Origin of the sequence: Staphylococcus gallinarum, from assembly GCF_000875895.1 — a bacterium.
GTDB lineage: Bacteria > Bacillota > Bacilli > Staphylococcales > Staphylococcaceae > Staphylococcus > Staphylococcus gallinarum.
The window spans coordinates 23,179-40,033 of sequence record NZ_JXCF01000007.1 but is presented as its reverse complement, the minus strand read 5'-3'; the positions used below and the strand labels follow the sequence as shown (position 1 = coordinate 40,033).

Sequence of the window (16,855 nt, the reverse complement as noted above, 5' to 3'; positions counted from 1 at the left end):
AAGTTAAGCATTATAATCACCCCTTTCAAAGTTACCAACCGACCAACATCTTAATAGATGTCCATATTAAAGAACCAAGTATGGAGAAAATAGTCCCAATGATTAACCACTTAAGTTGTTGGAATTGCTTTTTATTTTCTTCTCGATTTTCCTTTTCAATTTCACGTTCTCGGTTGATTGAATCTAATGTGTAATTCATTTTCACATTAGTTATTTCTTGTGTATGTTGACCTTTTTCAATTTCTTTTAATGAGTTATGAAGTTTTTCTATAGACTCATTGATTTCTTTTCTATCTTCTTTCATTGTGTTTTCTATATTTCTTAAGCGTTTGTCGTTATATCTGTCTTTATCTTCCAAAATACCGACGCGACGCTCAATATCTTGATTTCCTTCACTACTCACTCTGTCACCTACTTATTCCAAAATAAAAACCCCGAGCTTATGCTTGAGGTTCTGGGTAATCTTCACCAGTTATTTCTTTGTATTGTTCTTTAGTTATACAACCTAATTGAACGTATGTTGCAATGTCCTCGTTTGTATAACAGTTGATATCATAAAACCATTTGATAGATTCGAATGATGGATACATATTATATTTCCCCTTTCAATTTAGCGATTTCCAACATAGATTGTGCTTGTTGCTCTTCTAACTTTTTTATACGTTCATCCTTTTTTGTACCTTCCAACACACAGTTAGCTAATTCTTGTTGTGATTTTTGAACTTGTGCTACTGTTTTCGATAATTGCATTTGTGTTTGTGCTAGCTGCATTTGAATTGCCGTAGGTTCATATGGTGGCTTATTTGCTTCCCATTCTTCTTTTGTACTACCAATCCATTCATTTCCATTAAAATAAAACGGTTCATATATTCCTGGTGGTGGTGCAATTTCCGTCCATGCTTCTTTAGGGTAGTCATATTCACCTTCGTTGTTTAACTCTGCAAGGTAAGGTGTACCATCATATAAATAAACTACTTTCATAAACTCATCTCCCTCTAATCTTTCCAAGACATTTCACCGTAAGCGTAATCTGTAGATATCCACGCGCTAGAATCACCATTGATATAGAATTTAACGTTACCTGATGGTTCGATAACTAAGTAGCCACCTGCATATTTAGTTGGTATACGAACTGGGAAAGTTTGGGCATTTTTACAAAAGCCACTTGGTAAGTTTGCGATTGTTTGACCTGGTACAATGTTAGATCCGTTGATTCTCAAACAACGTTCTGTGACACTACCATTTACAATCGTTCTATATGCACATTTAAAGCCGTTTCTATCCCCATATTCTGTGTTAGTAGCTGCACCGTTGATTAAATTAAATTCAACCCAACCTGTGTCAGTTAATGTACTATCTACCCTCTCCCAATCTGACCATTCATTATAAAAACGTTTAACCCACATTTGTTTAGAATTATATGGTCTAAACGTAATTCTTCTAACAACATTTTCGCGTTTCTCAACAGTCGTAAAACCAGCTTGAGAAGAAGCCCCAGTAATTGGAACAGATGTTGTATAGAAATTGCCTGCAGGTAAATTGTATAAGTTATCTAAATTATCACCTATTGCAATAACCTGGTAACTACCATCATCATTTGTTAACTTATATTTCTGCCAATTAAGATTATTAATATTAGTGTCTAACTGTTCTGGTGTAATGAAACCATTATCTTCAACCGTTTTATTAAACTCTGCCACTTTTGTATCAACATGTGTGATAGCTTGGTCACTGGTTGCTTTAACACTTTCATTCGCAGTATCTGCAGTATTTTGAATAGATGTTTTCGTATTATTTGATAACGTTGTGATATCTTCAATACTTTGTGAAACTGTTTCATCTATATCTGATTTAGATTGTGTAATGAGTGTATTAATATCTGCTTTACCATCAACCACAATCTTATTAAGTGCATCTTTCCCTTGTTGTAACACTGTTTTCATTTCTGCAACATAATCGGCACCGTTAGCGATAGCTGCTTCGATATCTTTAACTTCTTGTTCGATTCGTTGTTTTAGTTGTGAAAACATGCGAATATATTCAATTTTAGTCGTTGAAGTAATTTTATTAATCAGTGCGTCTGCAACTTCAAATTTAAACTCTCTAAACACCGCAACCTCGTTGTATTGTGGATTACCGTCTACATTATTCACACCGATATAAACTTGACCAGTAACCGTTGTGTTTGTGCAAGCATGTAAAAAGGCACTGTCTAGCGTGATCGTGACAATGCCTTGAAATTCATCTTCAATTTCTAATTCAATTACATCTGATACACTACCATTCGTTGATTCAAAATAAGCATATGCAGTTAAATTTTCTTTACTGATTAGTAAAGGTCCCTTATCGTTATATAATTGAAACCTTAATATTGCGGTATTTTCATCTAAATTATAAAAGCCAAACCCTAAATCAGAGATTGGCTTTAAATAAGGTTCAGATGCAAGTTTGAATAACGCTTTTTTGTCTATTCCGTTTGTCATCGTATCACTCCTATTATTTAATTAAGCAAACGGCAACGCCGTAACCTTTTTCAGTATCAAATGGTGTAGTGATTTCTAACACACGATAGAAACCATTGTTATTATCTTTAGTGCCAATCCCTTTATTGGGTTTGATATAATCATTCACACCCACTGTGTTGTCGATTCGCGTAAATACTTGACCCACAAGTCCAACCACATTCCATTCTGGTCGTTCAGCACGTGATAAATATTCTTCTTCGTCATTTTCTTTAAAGTCTGGATTAGGTATTGGCACTTCAATTTCTTCTTCATACCAATTACCTTCGTCATCGTGCCATTCTTTTTTCTCTAACTGTGTGAGTGTGACACCAAATTCATCTTTTAAATATTTGTCTTTATGATGGAACATTTGGTCACCTAATACCACACCAGCAGTGCCCGAAATAACACCAATAGGTGTATCATTTGAGTTTGCCTTTCGAATATATCGACCATCTAAAGTGACGATATAACCATTCGGTATTTCTTGACCTGATTGGGATTCAAAATACTCTGCATAGTCACCGAAGTTTTGTCCAGCTTGGATTGTACCTTTTGACTTAATATTTCCTGAAACACTTCGTATTTCTACTGAAGTGTTAGCTTTTGAAATACTATCGGCATTATAGCCCCATACCGTAACATAATTATCTTCTGTTAATACACCACGACTATTTAAAATCAATTGACCATATTTACCTTGTGTTGTTTTAGATTCAAGCGAATTGATGATACCGGAACGCGAACCCCAAGCATGTGAGTTCATACCTGCACCTAATAACCAAGAACGATCAGAATGTGCATATGAATCACCTGTTGTAGCGATTACTGCAGAACGTCTTGATAATGCGCCTGACCCTGTCGAGCCACCCATAAATCCCCCGCGTACTGCAGTCGGTACATCTTTGTAAACTTGTTTAAACAATACTGCACCATTTGTATAGCCTTCATGTTGTACACCGATAATTGTCGTAGTAGTGTTATACATTTCAATTGCATTACCTGTACCGTTACCGATTAAATTTGCACCAATAATTTTAGTGTCATAAACGCCTGCACCACCGGCAATACCGATATTGTTAGATGAATGATGAATATTAATATTACTGAATGTAACTTTTTTCGGTCTGTTTGCACCACCGTAAATTTTGATGTCGGCAATTGCATTTTTGAAACCTCTGATATTGATATTGTTCAACTGAACATTTTCTGCCATAAACTGAACTGCAATAGCCGGACTAGTTGAATCAAATGTACCATCACCAATAGCAGTAAAGTTATTGACCGATACATTTGTGTAAGCACTGATTGAAAGGGCTCTAGGTGTCCAACCTGGATATACTTCGTTTTTATATGGAAATAGTGAGACAATATTTGAAAACGTGACATCTTTTGCCGTTTTAGATTTAGGGTCAGTTGTTGCTCTATGATGACCAATGTGTCTAGCTACATATGAACGGTTATCTTTGTGTGAAATGTGTCCATCAACCACAACCATGGATGCTGCGGATGAAGTTTCATGTGCTTTGATTTCAATACCACATTGGTTATTAAACGTAATGTTATTTGATACCATAACGTTTTGTGAGCCGTCATCAATTTCAATACCATTACTATTACCGTGATAGTTTTTAGGATCATGTGAAACGTTATTCGTGATATTGATAAATCTACTATGATGCGTTGTGATGCCGTCATCACCATGACCAACTGATTCACAATTATTAATACGAATGAACTTACTTTCTAATTCCTCATTAACTCTTGCGCCGTCGCCACCGTAATAATAATCGTCACTAGCATAGGTAATATCGAAACCATGTAATAAAGCATCAATGGATTTAATATCTTCGATATAACCATACTTAACGCCTGCAAATCTAACGTTAGATGATAACGAACCACCACTAGGCGCTGGATGATTGAATTGAATACCCTGACTCACATTCTTTTCATCAAATCTTGCTTTGTTACCGTCCACTGAATAACCTTTTGTTCCAATATATTCAGCTGTACCATCCATATCTTTATTTGTGACTGCCAATGTTTCTCTCGGTGCGTCATCTGCAAGTTTAATAATGGTAATACCTTTACCTTCACCCGAAAGAATAGACCTACTCGGCAACTTAATACCATTCTTAATTTTGTATGTTCCCGCAGTCATATGAACATGAACATTACCTGAACCTAATGCTTTTTTAAATGCCTCATCAGAGTTTGTTTCTCCTGTTGGGTCTGCACCGTAATCGTTCACATTAACAATACGTTCAATCTTTTTATTTAATTTCTCGTAATTCTCATCAAGTTTTTTCTCAATGCGTGAAAAGTCATAAAATAAACGGTCAGACAATACATTAAATGGTGTACCATCGACCGCTACTCTACTATCTTTAGTTTCATTTACTACATCGCCATTGTGGCCTAAAACTAAATTATCCACTCTAGAGAACAAGTATTTTATAATTGTCTCTACGTTTACATTTTCATAATCAATTTGTCTTGCATGGTGTGCGTGTTTTTCTTCTGTACGATGATATTTCATATTACTTGTAATATCTTGATAGAAATTACTTAGCATTTTGAAATTATCAATCGTTTTATATCGCCATTCTCTACCTATATCAATGGGATAATCTAAATGTAAATTCATATTCCTATCACCCTTTCTATTCTATCCATGTGTGTGATCCATATATATAATCTGTTTCTGTCCATGTCTCTGTGTCTTGTTTATTGAAAACAAGTGTTAATTTACCATTTGGTCGTAATGAGACGATGGCTGGTAAATGAGTGTTTGGCGTTCTAATTGGCCAAGATTGCGATTCAGAAACAAAATTTTCTGGCAGATTAGCGATTGTCATACCATTTTGTACATTAGATAAATTAATTCTTACACTTTTTATTTTTACAATGCCTAAAACATTTATTTCTCTGTAGGAACAGTTAAATCCATTGTCACCCTCTGCTTTAAATTCAGTGTTAGGTTTTCCGCTTAACGGCGTAAATTCAATCCAATCTGTAGAATCTTTTAATATATCTTCGATATTTTGAATCGCTTTAAAATGTGTTGCAGCATAGTAAGGGTCGCCATAATCATCAAATGGATATTTAATTTCTGTAGGGTTATCCATCAACTAACACACTCCCTATTGAATCTGACGCTAATTTCGGCATAGAAAAAGACGATTCACCTAGTGAGCCGCCCTGCGTTAGATTATTCATTTTTTTAATATTTCTATTTAAATTTTGTTGTATTTTAATAATGTCAGTTGGAGAATTACTGAAATCTACTTCAACTGATTCATTAGTTAATGGATGTGGTACGGTTAATTTCACTACTTTTAAATCTATATTAAAACCTAATGGTTTGTGTATGAAATGTATCATGTGATTTTCTTTTATATCTCCATCACCTAAGTAATGTTTATCTTCCACACTGCCTAAATAGTTTGTTGATACCTCTACTGTAGGTTGGTCATTTAATTGTGCTTTTAGATTTGTCAGTAATTCATCTTCATCTAATGCTGTATCATCAAACAGAGTTGGCGCTTCTGAATGGCCAAACAATTCATAATTAGGTGATTTGTATTCTGCATAGGCTTTATACATATCAGAACCTTTTAATACAGCAGTTATATTTAACACTGTAGATTTTTCAGTACCTACATACATCGTAGGTGCTGTTTTATATTCTTTAACGTTAGGGTCTGCACCTCTATGAACAGCCTTGAAAGTATGTGAGCCTTTGCTTAAATTACGTGCAATAACTATTTGTTCAGAACGTGCGGTGTGACTATAACAACTGTATCTATTTATTAATTCGCCATCTAAATATACATCTAACAATCCACCTCTTGATAGTTTCTTGAGAGTCCAAGTTAGCGTTTCATTTCCCCACTTACATTCAAATGTTTTCTCGTATGAATCACCGACATTTTGTGTTCGCCATGTGCCTTCTTTGAAAAACTTACCATTAAACTTTAAATCCGGTGGTTTAATAGGATTATAATTTTTAGTTTCAGTTTTGGTTTTCTTTTGGCCATAGCCTTGAATATATGTTTTAACATCAGTCGTAGTGGTTGTTGCTTGTACCTCACTAGAATTATATTTGTAGATTAAAGGCATATCTGACATTTGATAAAACGTCGATTGATCATAAAAGTAAATCTTTTTATTATCCGCAAAATAAATATAATCAAATACATCTGCACCTTCAGTAATATATTCCATACCATTTTTATTACCAAGTTCCTCTACGGGCTTTCTGTCTTTAAAATCGCCTTTAATTTCGTAACTGAAATCAAGTTTGTTACCTTTAAAACCAAAATCTAAATATTGTTCTAATGTCATAGTAGTTTTAGTTTCATCACCAGTAGATTCTTCGCCATTCAGTTCTTCATTTTCTAAATCCTTTTGAATATAGTGATTTTGAAACTCCATAAATATATGTTTAGCCACAACTTCATTTGTAACGATACTTCCATCATATTTTATAGATGTGGATTTAATAACATACGTTTGACCTTTCCATTCAAGCAACATTTCATTCAAAACATTTTCAAAAATATCAGCATTGTTATTTGTTTTATATATAGTAAACGAAATTGAGCGCTCATTATTTTTTTCATATTCATATTTAAAAGAATCTAAATCAAAATCTGTTAATATTTCACCGAATGTACCTTTTCTATTTTTTAATATCAATGCGTCCAATTCATTCACCTACCTATATATAAATGGGAAAACCCATTGTGTCGTGGGATTACTAATATTTTCGCCAGTAATTTCAATTTCATTGAACCCTGGAACTAATGTAATCCATTGCCAATTTGTATTCGATCCTACGCGTTTATTATCTATTGTAGGATGAACACCATTTAATATTAATGTTTGTTTCTTTTTAATTGCCTTATTATATTTAAAAACATCACCCGTTGTATTGTTAGTGAGTGTAAAACCTTTCGGCGCATCAATATTAATTAATAATCTAAATTTATGTCGAATGTGTGGGTCTATCGTGTCAGTAGAACCGTTATAAATCTTAAATCCTGTAGTATTGTGTTTGTATTTAACATCATCTACCGATAATACACCTGTTTCAAATTGCCATTCACCACTTGATAAACTAAACTTATCAGTTTCTCTTAATGATTCTGAATAACCTTTTATTACTGAAAATTTAATAGAAAATGTACCAAAAGTAGGCGTTTTAAAATCTATTGCATTTTCAGTACAATAGACAGCGTATTTTTTTCCAGGCATAAATGAATGCCAAATATAAAATGCTTCTCTTTTGAAAAGTAATCTTCTAAGTTTTTGTAACATTAAGTTATAGTCATCAATATCATGACCAATAAAGGAAAAATTCAAAACTAAATCAAAAGGACCGAAATTAATCGGTCCCATAACTACACCATCTGTGCCATTTATCTCCTTAGTATTTGCTTTAACCTCTACTCCTTCTTCTGAAAAATCTAGAAATTTCAATTTAGGTATATCAGTTAAATTCACATTGAATTCATCATTAAAAATTTTCACTTCATGTTTCATTAATTTAAACTACCTCCAATATTAAACGCCATCAATTTAGAACGCTGACCCTGTTTTTTACTGATACCTTCCTCGGTCGGAACAGGTTTGTTAACTATATCTTGATTGCTAGTAACTAACTGCGCTAAATAATTTATTGCTTGATGCATTTGATTAATTTGTTCATCTTGGCGTTCTACAACCTTTTTAAGCATAGAATCGTCATTAGACGTACTAGGTGATTTTAAATTGTTAGGTCTTTTATTACCTGTGGTAGATTTTCCGCCTTGAATATCTTGCGCTGCTAAAGCAAGTAATTTCATAGCGTCATTACGTCTACTAGGATCAGTAGGAATTACCCATTCTGGATAGCCTGCTTCAGCAATATTATACCAACCAGAATTTTTTATTAATCCACCTGTAGCAAAACGTCTATGTCCTGTTGGACCCCAACCGCTTTTGCCGTAAGGTAAATCACGTTTCCAGTTAGAGTTGTTAAAGAATGCAAGTAATTGGTCATAACCGCTTTTAATGTTTCCGTGACCTTTAACTGCGTAGGATTTGAAAGTACTAGGTACATATTGTAATAAACCTTGCGCTGGTGTTCCTCTCAAGTTATTTATATCGCCGATGTTACCTTGAGTTACACCAGCATCACCATTAGATTCACGTTGTATTTGAGCTATGATACCCTGTAACTCTTTGTTAGATAAATTAACTTTCATTCTTTTGGCTGCTTTTCGAATTTCTGGTGCCCATTTAGAAGCTGCTTTTTTACCTCCACCAGTCAATCCTTTCAACCAACTCATCGGGTCTTTAGCTGTATCATTTCCCGGGTGGTCACCTTTCATTAATTGGAAATGTAAATGTGCTCCTCGTACGAAATTACCAGTGTCACCTGATTTACCAATTAAATCACCAGCATTAACCTTTTGCCCTTTTTTAACTAATTGTTTAGACAAATGCATATACCAATTCCACATGTTTTTTCCTAATTGAACTTCTACTGACTTACCGCCACCGTAATCAGTCCATACATTAGAAACTTTACCGCCTGCAACTGCTTTAACATTAGTGCCTATTGGCATTCCAAAGTCCATACCGTAGTGTTTACCACCGTTAAAATTTAATCCGCCGGTGTAGTTACCGAATTTTTGCCATATTGGATGTTTGAATAACCAACTGGCATCTCCTTCTCCACCTTGAGCATCCTCTAACCAGCTTTTCAACAAATCAGTAGCACTTTGTTTTAATTTGCTAAACATCGCTTTCATCATATCAAAAGGTAAGCTTGCGCCTTTAGGAATACCAAAAGATTTCATGTCTACACCGAAACCTTCTAAAATTTTATTTAGTAACTTTCCAGGTTTACTTACCCAATCCATAACGTCTCCGACTTTATCGCCGAGCCACTTAGTACCCTTACCTACGACACTTTTTGCACCTTCTAAAAATTCTGATGTTTTATCTTTTACACCATGGAATTTTTGCCCTGCTCCTTTACCGAAATCAGATACACCTTTTGTCACTTTATCAGCAACATTTTCGTACCAATGTTTCTTTTTATTTGTACCATTATGAAACTTAGGCATTGTTCCATTTGAAAAAGCTGGACTGCTACTTAGCGCACTATAAGTTTGAGCACCATTATAAACAGTTGATCCTTGTGGTAGATAAGCCGTTGTATCTCTATTAGGTGTAATAGCTGTTTTACCGTTTGGATAACGAATCATTTCATGTCGGAAACCGCCTGGTCCGTTACCTTTACCTTTATCGCCAACAGTAGCGAATGTGTCACGAGCGATTTTACCATTTTTCACAACATTAGTTGTAGTATTAGTATGGTCAGTACCGGTATGCAACTTAATAGATGGTAACTTTTTCATTCCAAGCTTATCGCCAACCCAGTTAACGCCTTCAATAAGTTTATTCAGACCTTTTTTAACTGCATTTACCATTCCGGTGATATGACCTTTGATTTTGTCGATAATCCCTTTCAAACCATTTTTCATGTTATTAAAAGTTTTCTTAACAGAATTCCAAATACTTGATGCAATTCCAGTTAATTTATTTTTAATGGTATTCCATACTTTTATAGCATTATTTTTAACACTTCCAAAAATATTCGAAACACCTTTTCTTAAAGAATTAAAAGTGTTTCGTACACCGTTCCATAAAGATTTAGCATAATTAACTACTTTATTACGAATCCAGCTCCATGCTTTATAAGCTATATTTTTTACACCATTAAAAATTGCGGATACGCCTTTTCTCAAAGTGTTAAATGTATTTCGAACACCATTCCACAATGACTTAGCTCTTGAAATAACACCATTTTTTATAGAAGTCCAAATTTTTAGTGCAAAATTCTTAACTGCATTAAAAATTACAGAATTGACTTTCCTTACAAGTTTGAAATAATTAGTCACACCTGTATATAATAATTTAGCTAATCGAACTACTCCATTTTTTAAAGATGTCCAAACTCTAATTGAAAAATTCTTAACTGCGTTGAAAACTGTAGTAACGACCGTCTTAATCAAAGTGATATATAATCTCATTGCAGCTATCCAAAGCTTAACGATTTTTATAACACCTGATTTTATTGCGTTCCAAACCCATAATGCCGCTACTTTTATACCGTTCCATATTGCAGATAAAACAATTTTTAATGCTTGAATTGGATTTTGTATAGCAAATTTAATGCCATTCCACGTTGCAATTGCTGCAGTTTTCAAACCATTCCAAACTGCAATGCTTACATTTTTGATACCATTCCAAATACCGATAATATAAGGTTTTAAGAAACCAAATACTGATATGGCAGTAGCTTTAATTTGATTCCAAGCAGTAATCACGAAATTACGAAAAGTTTCATTGTTCTTCCATAAATAGACGATACCTGCTACTAGTGCAGTAATTGCGGTAATAACTAATCCTATAGGACCTGTCATAAATTTAATAGCTAGACCTAAACCTTTGGTTGCTATAGTTGCTGCTTTTGTAACTCCTGTCCACACCACTGTTGCTGCTGCAGCGACTTTTGACTTAACTGCTTGCCCCATTTGAGCAACAGTTAATCCTTTAGTAGCATACATATATGCTATGGTTGCAGTTTGTGCAGCACTCATAACACCACGATATACAGTTGTTGCTGCTCTTGCTATACCAGTGGCTATAGTTACACTACCCATTACAGTTCTATAAACACCCCATATAGGAATTATAGCTGCTAATGTGCCACCTACAGCAGTTAAAATACCTGTCATCATCCCCATTGTGTTATTAGCTGTCGCACCCTTAGCAATAAATCCAGTAATAGCAGTTGTAATACTAAGCACTACCGAACCAACTGGAGCCATACCTTTAACTAAACCAACAATAATGTTGCCAATGTTTTTTAATAACTGCCAAACTTTAGGGCCGTTTTGATTTAAATAAGCTATAAAGTTTTTGAATCCTTCAGTAGAAGATAAATTAGCTGCCCAATCTTTAAATGTTTTAGTTACTCCTGCCATACCCTGCATTACTGTTTGAGAATGACCACTAAAAGCTTGAAAAAGACTGATTATACCGTTGAATACATTACCAAATATTTGTCCTACAACAGGTAAATTCGTTTTAGTATACTCTATAAACTGAGCAATTCCTTTATCAGTACTAGTGCTATTTGCCCATGCATTGAATTTATTAGCTAGACTTTCAATACCTTTACCAGTCCATGTGAATAGTGGTCCAAATTCTGTAAACATGTGAGTTATACCATTACCAACACGCATTGCTGCATTGAGTAAATTTTGGAATATAGGAGGTCCTATATTATTAATAAGTTTGAAGGCATTTTGCGCATTTTCTGAAGAGGTAACCCAGTTACGCATTTCTTTAGATGCACTAGCAATCTTGTTAGTAGTCTGTGTAATGAAAGGTGTCAATTGTGTTAAAGCAATTCTTGCAATATTAATACCGTTAGCCATTGTGTTGAAAATTGCAGCCTGATTTGCTTTGACTAGATCTTTCCATTGGTTTTGTAAGCCACTTAATACATTTTTGTAGTTTCTGACTTCATTAGTAACACGTATTTCTCCGTCTTCTAACATTTTTAGTGCTGTTGTTGCTTGGCCTGTGAATGCCATAACACCACCTAATGCAGTTCCATATGCGCCACCCAAACCAATAGCGCCACCAGCAGCTGCAGTTGCAGCACCACCAATACCAGCAATGGCACTTACTGCACTACCAGCAACCGGAATAATAGCGGAAATGTTCGCAATCAATCCACCCATAGCAATCCCTCTGACAACATAACCAACATTTCTAAAACTATTACCAATTTTATTGATTTTAGCGTTAACTTCTTCCCAACGTTGACCCATTGCAGCAGCTGCTACGCCAATGCCACCAATGATTGTTTGTTTGCGTTGTAACTTCGATAATTCATCATTAGTTTCATTAATTCTGTTTTGCAAAACATTATAAGCTAATGCATTTTCATAAACTTCTTTTTCTGCTTTATCTAACTTAGCCGGTAATTGGCCAACTTCTCGATTCAAAGAAGCGTAAGATTTTTCGGCATTATTTGCTTCTTTCTTAGCTTCAGTCATTGCAGTTTTAGCATTAACCATAGCATCATTATTTGCGTCACTGAATTTTTGTAATTCATTTTTTGCATTAGATGTGGCTATTTTAGATTCATTTAAATCTTTCTTTGCACTATCAACTGCTTTAGAAAGGTTGTTATAGTTAACCTTGGCCTTAGATAATTGATTACTTAAAGAAGTTAATTCTGTTTTAGATGCTTTTCCTGATTCACTCAACTCTTTGAATTCTTGTTCTAATTCATCTACAGAACTTTTAGCGTTTTTCATTTTAGCACCCAATGCTGTAACAGTATTTTGCATCTGTTTTTGGGCATTTTGTGCAGACTTAACACTAGATTGATGTTCTTTTAATTCATTATTCATCTTTTCATATGAATTACTCAAATCATCATATCGTTTTTTCGCATTTTGAGCGTTCACAGCCGATTCTTTAAGTTTGTCAGACATGCTTTCTTGCGCATTTCTTAATTTATCCAATTTTTTCTGTGATTCTTCACTGACACGACCTTGTTGTGTAAGCTTTTTATTTAAACCTTCAAGTTCTGTTCCGTATTTATCTACTGATTTTTCAGCTTTATCAAAAGTTGATAAATTTGCTTTCATTTGTGCGTCAGCTGTTTTTAATTTACGTTGTAAATTAGCCATTCCTCTATCAATATCCGAGGTATCAATCCCTAAATCTATAGTGAATCCTTTTATATCACCTGCCATTTACATCCTCCTTTCTACAAAAGTTCATAAAAAAAGAGCTTAACTGGATTTACGTGGATCTTTACCAGTTATCGCTCCAATTAAGCTCTCGTTTGCTCCTACAGTTTTAGATTTGCTTTCTTTTTTATTTTTCAACTGCAATATTCTTATGAGTTCAAATATTTCTGTGTTATCTATATCTGTCATCTTCCATCCAGCTTCTAATAAATCTTGGTAAATAATGTCTACGTTTTTAGACATGCGTTCGAAAGTCAAATCTTCTTTTGTTAGTGAACTACCATCTATTTTTTCTTTCCCGTGTCTTCGTTAGCTCCACTAACTTCAGTGATAATTGTTTCAAAGTATTTGTCACCATCAACGCCATCTTGCAATTCATCTACTGTGAATTGATTATTATATAAATCTTCTGCAATCATTTTCTCGATTTGATCCAACGTTTCTTCAAATTTTTCTGTTTGCTCAATAGTTAAACCTTCAGGATTTGTACTTAAAGCGCTCATTCTCATAGATAAACGTGTTCCCTTACGAGCTTGTTTACCTGTGAAACCACCTTGTTTATAAAACTTTTTCTCTTCACCGTTAATGTTTAATACTAATGCGTTTGCCATAATTTTATTTCTCCTTTTTCATCGGGTTTTCTATTCGACCGATTATTTATATTATTTTTGTATACAAAAATAGGCGACCGAAGTCGCCTAAATATTATTCTGCTGTTACGTCTGCATCTGTTTCGTTAGAGTCCACATTTACATTCTGAGGTTCTTCAGGTGTAGCTTCTGAAACTGTTAAATTACAAGTAGCTGTCTTAGAACCATCATTCGTTGTAACTGTAATGTTAGCAGTACCTGCAGCTACCGCTGTTACCACACCATTTTCATCAACAGTTGCAATTGCATTATCTGATGTTGCATAAGATAAAGTCTTATCTGTTGCTGTTGATGGTGAGACAGTCGCTTGTAAAGTAGCCGAATCTCCAACGTTAAGCGCTAATTCTGTTTTATCTAATGTAACTCCTGTTACTTTAATAGGATTAGTTTTAAACGCCGGCACCTTTACTTTAGTTGATTCTCCGTTATCGTTAGCGAATGCCACTTGGAAAGTGCCTGCTGGATAATCGGTATTAGCTTCTAATTCATTAATGGTAACACTAGCTGTTCCGTCTGAACCTCTTTCTGCACTTCCTACTAAATAAGTACCTTTATAAACTTTTAATGTATCTGCCATTTCATTTCCTCCTTATTAATACTATGAACGCCCCTATTCTGCAGAGATTACAGCTGACTTGCTATTCACTGTAACCTCAACATTTTGGGGTTCGTTAGGGTGTTACCTGTTCGTTTGTATCAGGTTGCTCTGGAGTTTGTTCATTAGATACTTTACCGAAAATAGATTTAAAAATAGCATCTCTACCTTCAGTAGATCCTTTTTGGTCGTAGGCCATCATTACTGCTAAATCTTCATCAAAGCCGCCTACTTCACGTTCCATAAATTGACCTTCAATTTCATCAGAACCGAATTCTACGCCATCTTCTTTAGTTTGCCCTTCCTTATTAGGACGTGTGAACACACCTTTAGATAATCCAAACCATTCTTTAGAACCGTCTTCCATAGTTCTAGGAATAGCAACAGCAGTATAAGTGATTCCGGAAGATTGACCAAAACCATATACATTACTTGTTTCTTTATGTTCGATTAATCCTAATAAATCTTTTTGAACATCAATAGGAAGTTTGTGGAATTTGAATGTTCCTTGAGTTTCTCCTGCTGATTTAGCAATTTCAGCTACCTTATTCGAACCGTATGCTTTTTCTAATTCTTCACCGAATTCAAGTGACATTTCTTGTACATAATCCACTACTTTAATATCACCTATTGTTAAATCGCCATTTGCTGTTTCAGATAATACTGCATAATAAAATTCACCTAATCCGGTATTGGCATTATATCTACCCATTTACATTTCCTCCTTAAATTTAGGCATAAAAAATAGCCCTCCGTTTATACGAAAGGCTTGCCTATTCAATTAAATCTTTATCTATATGTCTTAAACTATCAATCGTATATGGATTACCTCTATAACGTCTGGCATCCATATAAATTTTAATTTCATGATCATATTGGTCTGTACCATCTTGTTGACGAAAACCAATATTCCATAACGTTTTTCTTATTTCCTCTTGTAACAACTTTACGACATCGTAGTTAGGACCACGTACATCGATTTGATATAAATATTCAGTCGATAAATTTGTATCACTTGCATATGTCGATGGTTGAGGTGCAATTAATGGACTAATCAATATATACGGCCCTGAAGTGTCGGCAGTTTCATCATAATAATACGCTCGAATGCGACCCTTACAATATTGAGCAATTGTTGCATTATTCAATAGGTATTTTTGTATAGTTTTCAACATATCAAACATCATAATTCACCTTCTAGCGTTTCTTTAATAATTTTTTTATATGGTTTTTCTGCCATAAACATAGTTCGCGCTATTGCACCTTTACCTCTAGGATTGGGATGTTTTACAGAGCCATATTCATTAAGATGAATAATAGCGTAACGATTCATAGAACCTTCCCAATGTAATTTGACCATTCGAACTTTACCGTAAATATAATAAGGACTTGTGACACTTATTTCATTTATACTTTCACCAGTATCTTTAAAAACTTCAAAATTCTCTTTCATAACACCTACAACATATTTAGAGCCTAGCTTTAACGCTTCATCTTGCGCTTTTAACATTTTCGCTTCTCCATATTGCTCTCTAATCTTACGTAGCATGTTATGCGTCCCTTTAATTTCTACGCTCATTAACTTATATACTCGCCAATTATTTTTATATTTGAATGAAAATCTGTGTCGTCATCAATTTGAATAATATTAAATTTTTTCCCTTTATATCTAGGTAAATCTATTTCAAAATACATATCATCTCGAATTTCATATTCCATCGAATACCAAGTAATCATAGTAATTGTTGCTTTATTATCTGTCATGTCCAAATCTTTCTGCGAAGGAGGATAAACATTAGCAAAACATTGATAATATACTTCACTAGTATTTTCTCCAGGAAAAAAATCATCGTTTGGTTTTGCTATATAAAAAATAACCGGTGTACGCATATCGCCACCAGTTATGATTTTTCTATGTGATTGTGTCATCATCCGATACCTCCATATTCATAATTTGAAATTGAACAATGCTAGATAAAAAGTTATCGTGAAATTCTTCTAATTTATCATTTAAAACATACCTTGTACGTTCATAAACTAACTCACGACCAAGATTATACTCTTCCATATTGAAATCACCGCATTTTGCTTTGATATCATTATATGAAAGCTCCAAATCAATTCTTATTCTTTCGTTTTCCATTTCATAGAATATTCTATTACGCTTTTTAAACTCTTCTACATGAATAGAATCAATCATTTAAAAACCCCCTATTCAGCTGAAATAGATGCAGATTTACTATTTGCATTTACTTCAACGTTTTGGGGTGC

17 protein-coding genes are annotated in these 16,855 nt (G+C 34.2%); all 17 read right to left on the bottom strand.

All coding sequences use genetic code 11. The annotated features are described in order from the left end of the window. Positions 1–31: 31 nt before the first annotated feature. Positions 32–403: a DUF2951 family protein gene (locus tag SH09_RS04025; RefSeq protein ID WP_232162889.1), complete on the bottom strand. Its 372-nt coding sequence runs from the start codon at positions 401–403 to the stop codon at positions 32–34. 37 nt (positions 404–440) lie between these two features. After that, positions 441–590, bottom strand: coding sequence for an XkdX family protein (locus tag SH09_RS15995; RefSeq protein ID WP_082039175.1), 150 nt, complete (start codon positions 588–590; stop codon positions 441–443). 1 nt (position 591) lies between these two features. After that, positions 592–981: a hypothetical protein gene (locus SH09_RS04020; RefSeq protein ID WP_052495414.1), complete on the bottom strand. Its 390-nt coding sequence runs from the start codon at positions 979–981 to the stop codon at positions 592–594. 14 nt (positions 982–995) lie between these two features. Beyond that, on the bottom strand, positions 996–2,483 hold the full coding sequence (locus tag SH09_RS04015) for a BppU family phage baseplate upper protein (protein WP_042738342.1): 1,488 nt from the start codon (positions 2,481–2,483) through the stop codon (positions 996–998). 13 nt (positions 2,484–2,496) lie between these two features. Next, positions 2,497–5,154 (bottom strand): peptidase G2 autoproteolytic cleavage domain-containing protein, encoded by a 2,658-nt coding sequence (locus SH09_RS04010; RefSeq protein ID WP_042738341.1) that lies wholly within the window; start codon positions 5,152–5,154, stop codon positions 2,497–2,499. A gap of 16 nt (positions 5,155–5,170) precedes the next feature. Beyond that, positions 5,171–5,638, bottom strand: a complete 468-nt coding sequence (locus SH09_RS04005; RefSeq protein ID WP_141639728.1) for a hypothetical protein — start codon at positions 5,636–5,638, stop codon at positions 5,171–5,173. Then, positions 5,628–7,217: a prophage endopeptidase tail family protein gene (locus SH09_RS04000; RefSeq protein WP_042738339.1), complete on the bottom strand. Its 1,590-nt coding sequence runs from the start codon at positions 7,215–7,217 to the stop codon at positions 5,628–5,630. Before SH09_RS04000 ends, SH09_RS04005 begins: the two co-directional genes overlap by 11 nt. A gap of 9 nt (positions 7,218–7,226) precedes the next feature. Beyond that, positions 7,227–8,054 (bottom strand): phage tail domain-containing protein, encoded by an 828-nt coding sequence (locus SH09_RS03995; protein WP_042738338.1) that lies wholly within the window; start codon positions 8,052–8,054, stop codon positions 7,227–7,229. After that, a complete protein-coding gene (locus SH09_RS15775) occupies positions 8,054–13,342 on the bottom strand; it encodes a peptidoglycan DD-metalloendopeptidase family protein (protein ID WP_052495413.1) in 5,289 nt (1,762 codons plus the stop codon). The genes SH09_RS03995 and SH09_RS15775 overlap by 1 nt, the downstream gene beginning before the upstream one ends. A 39-nt stretch (positions 13,343–13,381) precedes the next feature. Next, positions 13,382–13,582: a hypothetical protein gene (locus SH09_RS03985; protein ID WP_042738337.1), complete on the bottom strand. Its 201-nt coding sequence runs from the start codon at positions 13,580–13,582 to the stop codon at positions 13,382–13,384. A gap of 41 nt (positions 13,583–13,623) precedes the next feature. Next, positions 13,624–13,950 (bottom strand): phage tail assembly chaperone G, encoded by a 327-nt coding sequence (gene gpG / locus SH09_RS03980; RefSeq protein WP_052495412.1) that lies wholly within the window; start codon positions 13,948–13,950, stop codon positions 13,624–13,626. 94 nt (positions 13,951–14,044) lie between these two features. Further along, positions 14,045–14,566 (bottom strand): Ig-like domain-containing protein, encoded by a 522-nt coding sequence (locus SH09_RS03975; RefSeq protein WP_042738336.1) that lies wholly within the window; start codon positions 14,564–14,566, stop codon positions 14,045–14,047. Between the two features lie 94 nt (positions 14,567–14,660). Next, the gene (locus tag SH09_RS03970) at positions 14,661–15,296 is read right to left on the bottom strand and encodes a major tail protein (protein WP_042738335.1); all 636 of its coding nucleotides are present in this window, start codon (positions 15,294–15,296) and stop codon (positions 14,661–14,663) included. Positions 15,297–15,357: 61 nt separating this feature from the next. Further along, a complete protein-coding gene (locus SH09_RS03965) occupies positions 15,358–15,771 on the bottom strand; it encodes a hypothetical protein (RefSeq protein WP_235307472.1) in 414 nt (137 codons plus the stop codon). After that, positions 15,768–16,163: a hypothetical protein gene (locus tag SH09_RS03960; RefSeq protein ID WP_042738333.1), complete on the bottom strand. Its 396-nt coding sequence runs from the start codon at positions 16,161–16,163 to the stop codon at positions 15,768–15,770. Before SH09_RS03960 ends, SH09_RS03965 begins: the two co-directional genes overlap by 4 nt. Further along, a complete protein-coding gene (locus SH09_RS03955) occupies positions 16,163–16,513 on the bottom strand; it encodes a hypothetical protein (RefSeq protein ID WP_042739007.1) in 351 nt (116 codons plus the stop codon). The genes SH09_RS03960 and SH09_RS03955 overlap by 1 nt, the downstream gene beginning before the upstream one ends. Next, positions 16,497–16,784, bottom strand: coding sequence for a hypothetical protein (locus SH09_RS03950; protein WP_042738332.1), 288 nt, complete (start codon positions 16,782–16,784; stop codon positions 16,497–16,499). The genes SH09_RS03955 and SH09_RS03950 overlap by 17 nt, the downstream gene beginning before the upstream one ends. Positions 16,785–16,855 lie beyond the last annotated feature (71 nt).

Coding starts and splice junctions, on each gene's coding strand:
- SH09_RS15775 (WP_052495413.1), bottom strand. CDS start 13,342: ATGGCAGGTGATATAAAAGGATTCACTATAGATTTAGGGATTGATACC.
- SH09_RS03970 (WP_042738335.1), bottom strand. CDS start 15,296: ATGGGTAGATATAATGCCAATACCGGATTAGGTGAATTTTATTATGCA.
- SH09_RS04020 (WP_052495414.1), bottom strand. CDS start 981: ATGAAAGTAGTTTATTTATATGATGGTACACCTTACCTTGCAGAGTTA.
- SH09_RS04010 (WP_042738341.1), bottom strand. CDS start 5,154: ATGAATTTACATTTAGATTATCCCATTGATATAGGTAGAGAATGGCGA.
- SH09_RS03955 (WP_042739007.1), bottom strand. CDS start 16,513: ATGACACAATCACATAGAAAAATCATAACTGGTGGCGATATGCGTACA.
- SH09_RS04015 (WP_042738342.1), bottom strand. CDS start 2,483: ATGACAAACGGAATAGACAAAAAAGCGTTATTCAAACTTGCATCTGAA.
- SH09_RS15995 (WP_082039175.1), bottom strand. CDS start 590: ATGTATCCATCATTCGAATCTATCAAATGGTTTTATGATATCAACTGT.
- SH09_RS03960 (WP_042738333.1), bottom strand. CDS start 16,163: ATGAGCGTAGAAATTAAAGGGACGCATAACATGCTACGTAAGATTAGA.
- SH09_RS03995 (WP_042738338.1), bottom strand. CDS start 8,054: ATGAAACATGAAGTGAAAATTTTTAATGATGAATTCAATGTGAATTTA.
- SH09_RS03985 (WP_042738337.1), bottom strand. CDS start 13,582: ATGTCTAAAAACGTAGACATTATTTACCAAGATTTATTAGAAGCTGGA.
- SH09_RS03950 (WP_042738332.1), bottom strand. CDS start 16,784: ATGATTGATTCTATTCATGTAGAAGAGTTTAAAAAGCGTAATAGAATA.
- gpG (WP_052495412.1), bottom strand. CDS start 13,950: ATGGCAAACGCATTAGTATTAAACATTAACGGTGAAGAGAAAAAGTTT.
- SH09_RS03965 (WP_235307472.1), bottom strand. CDS start 15,771: ATGATGTTTGATATGTTGAAAACTATACAAAAATACCTATTGAATAAT.
- SH09_RS03975 (WP_042738336.1), bottom strand. CDS start 14,566: ATGGCAGATACATTAAAAGTTTATAAAGGTACTTATTTAGTAGGAAGT.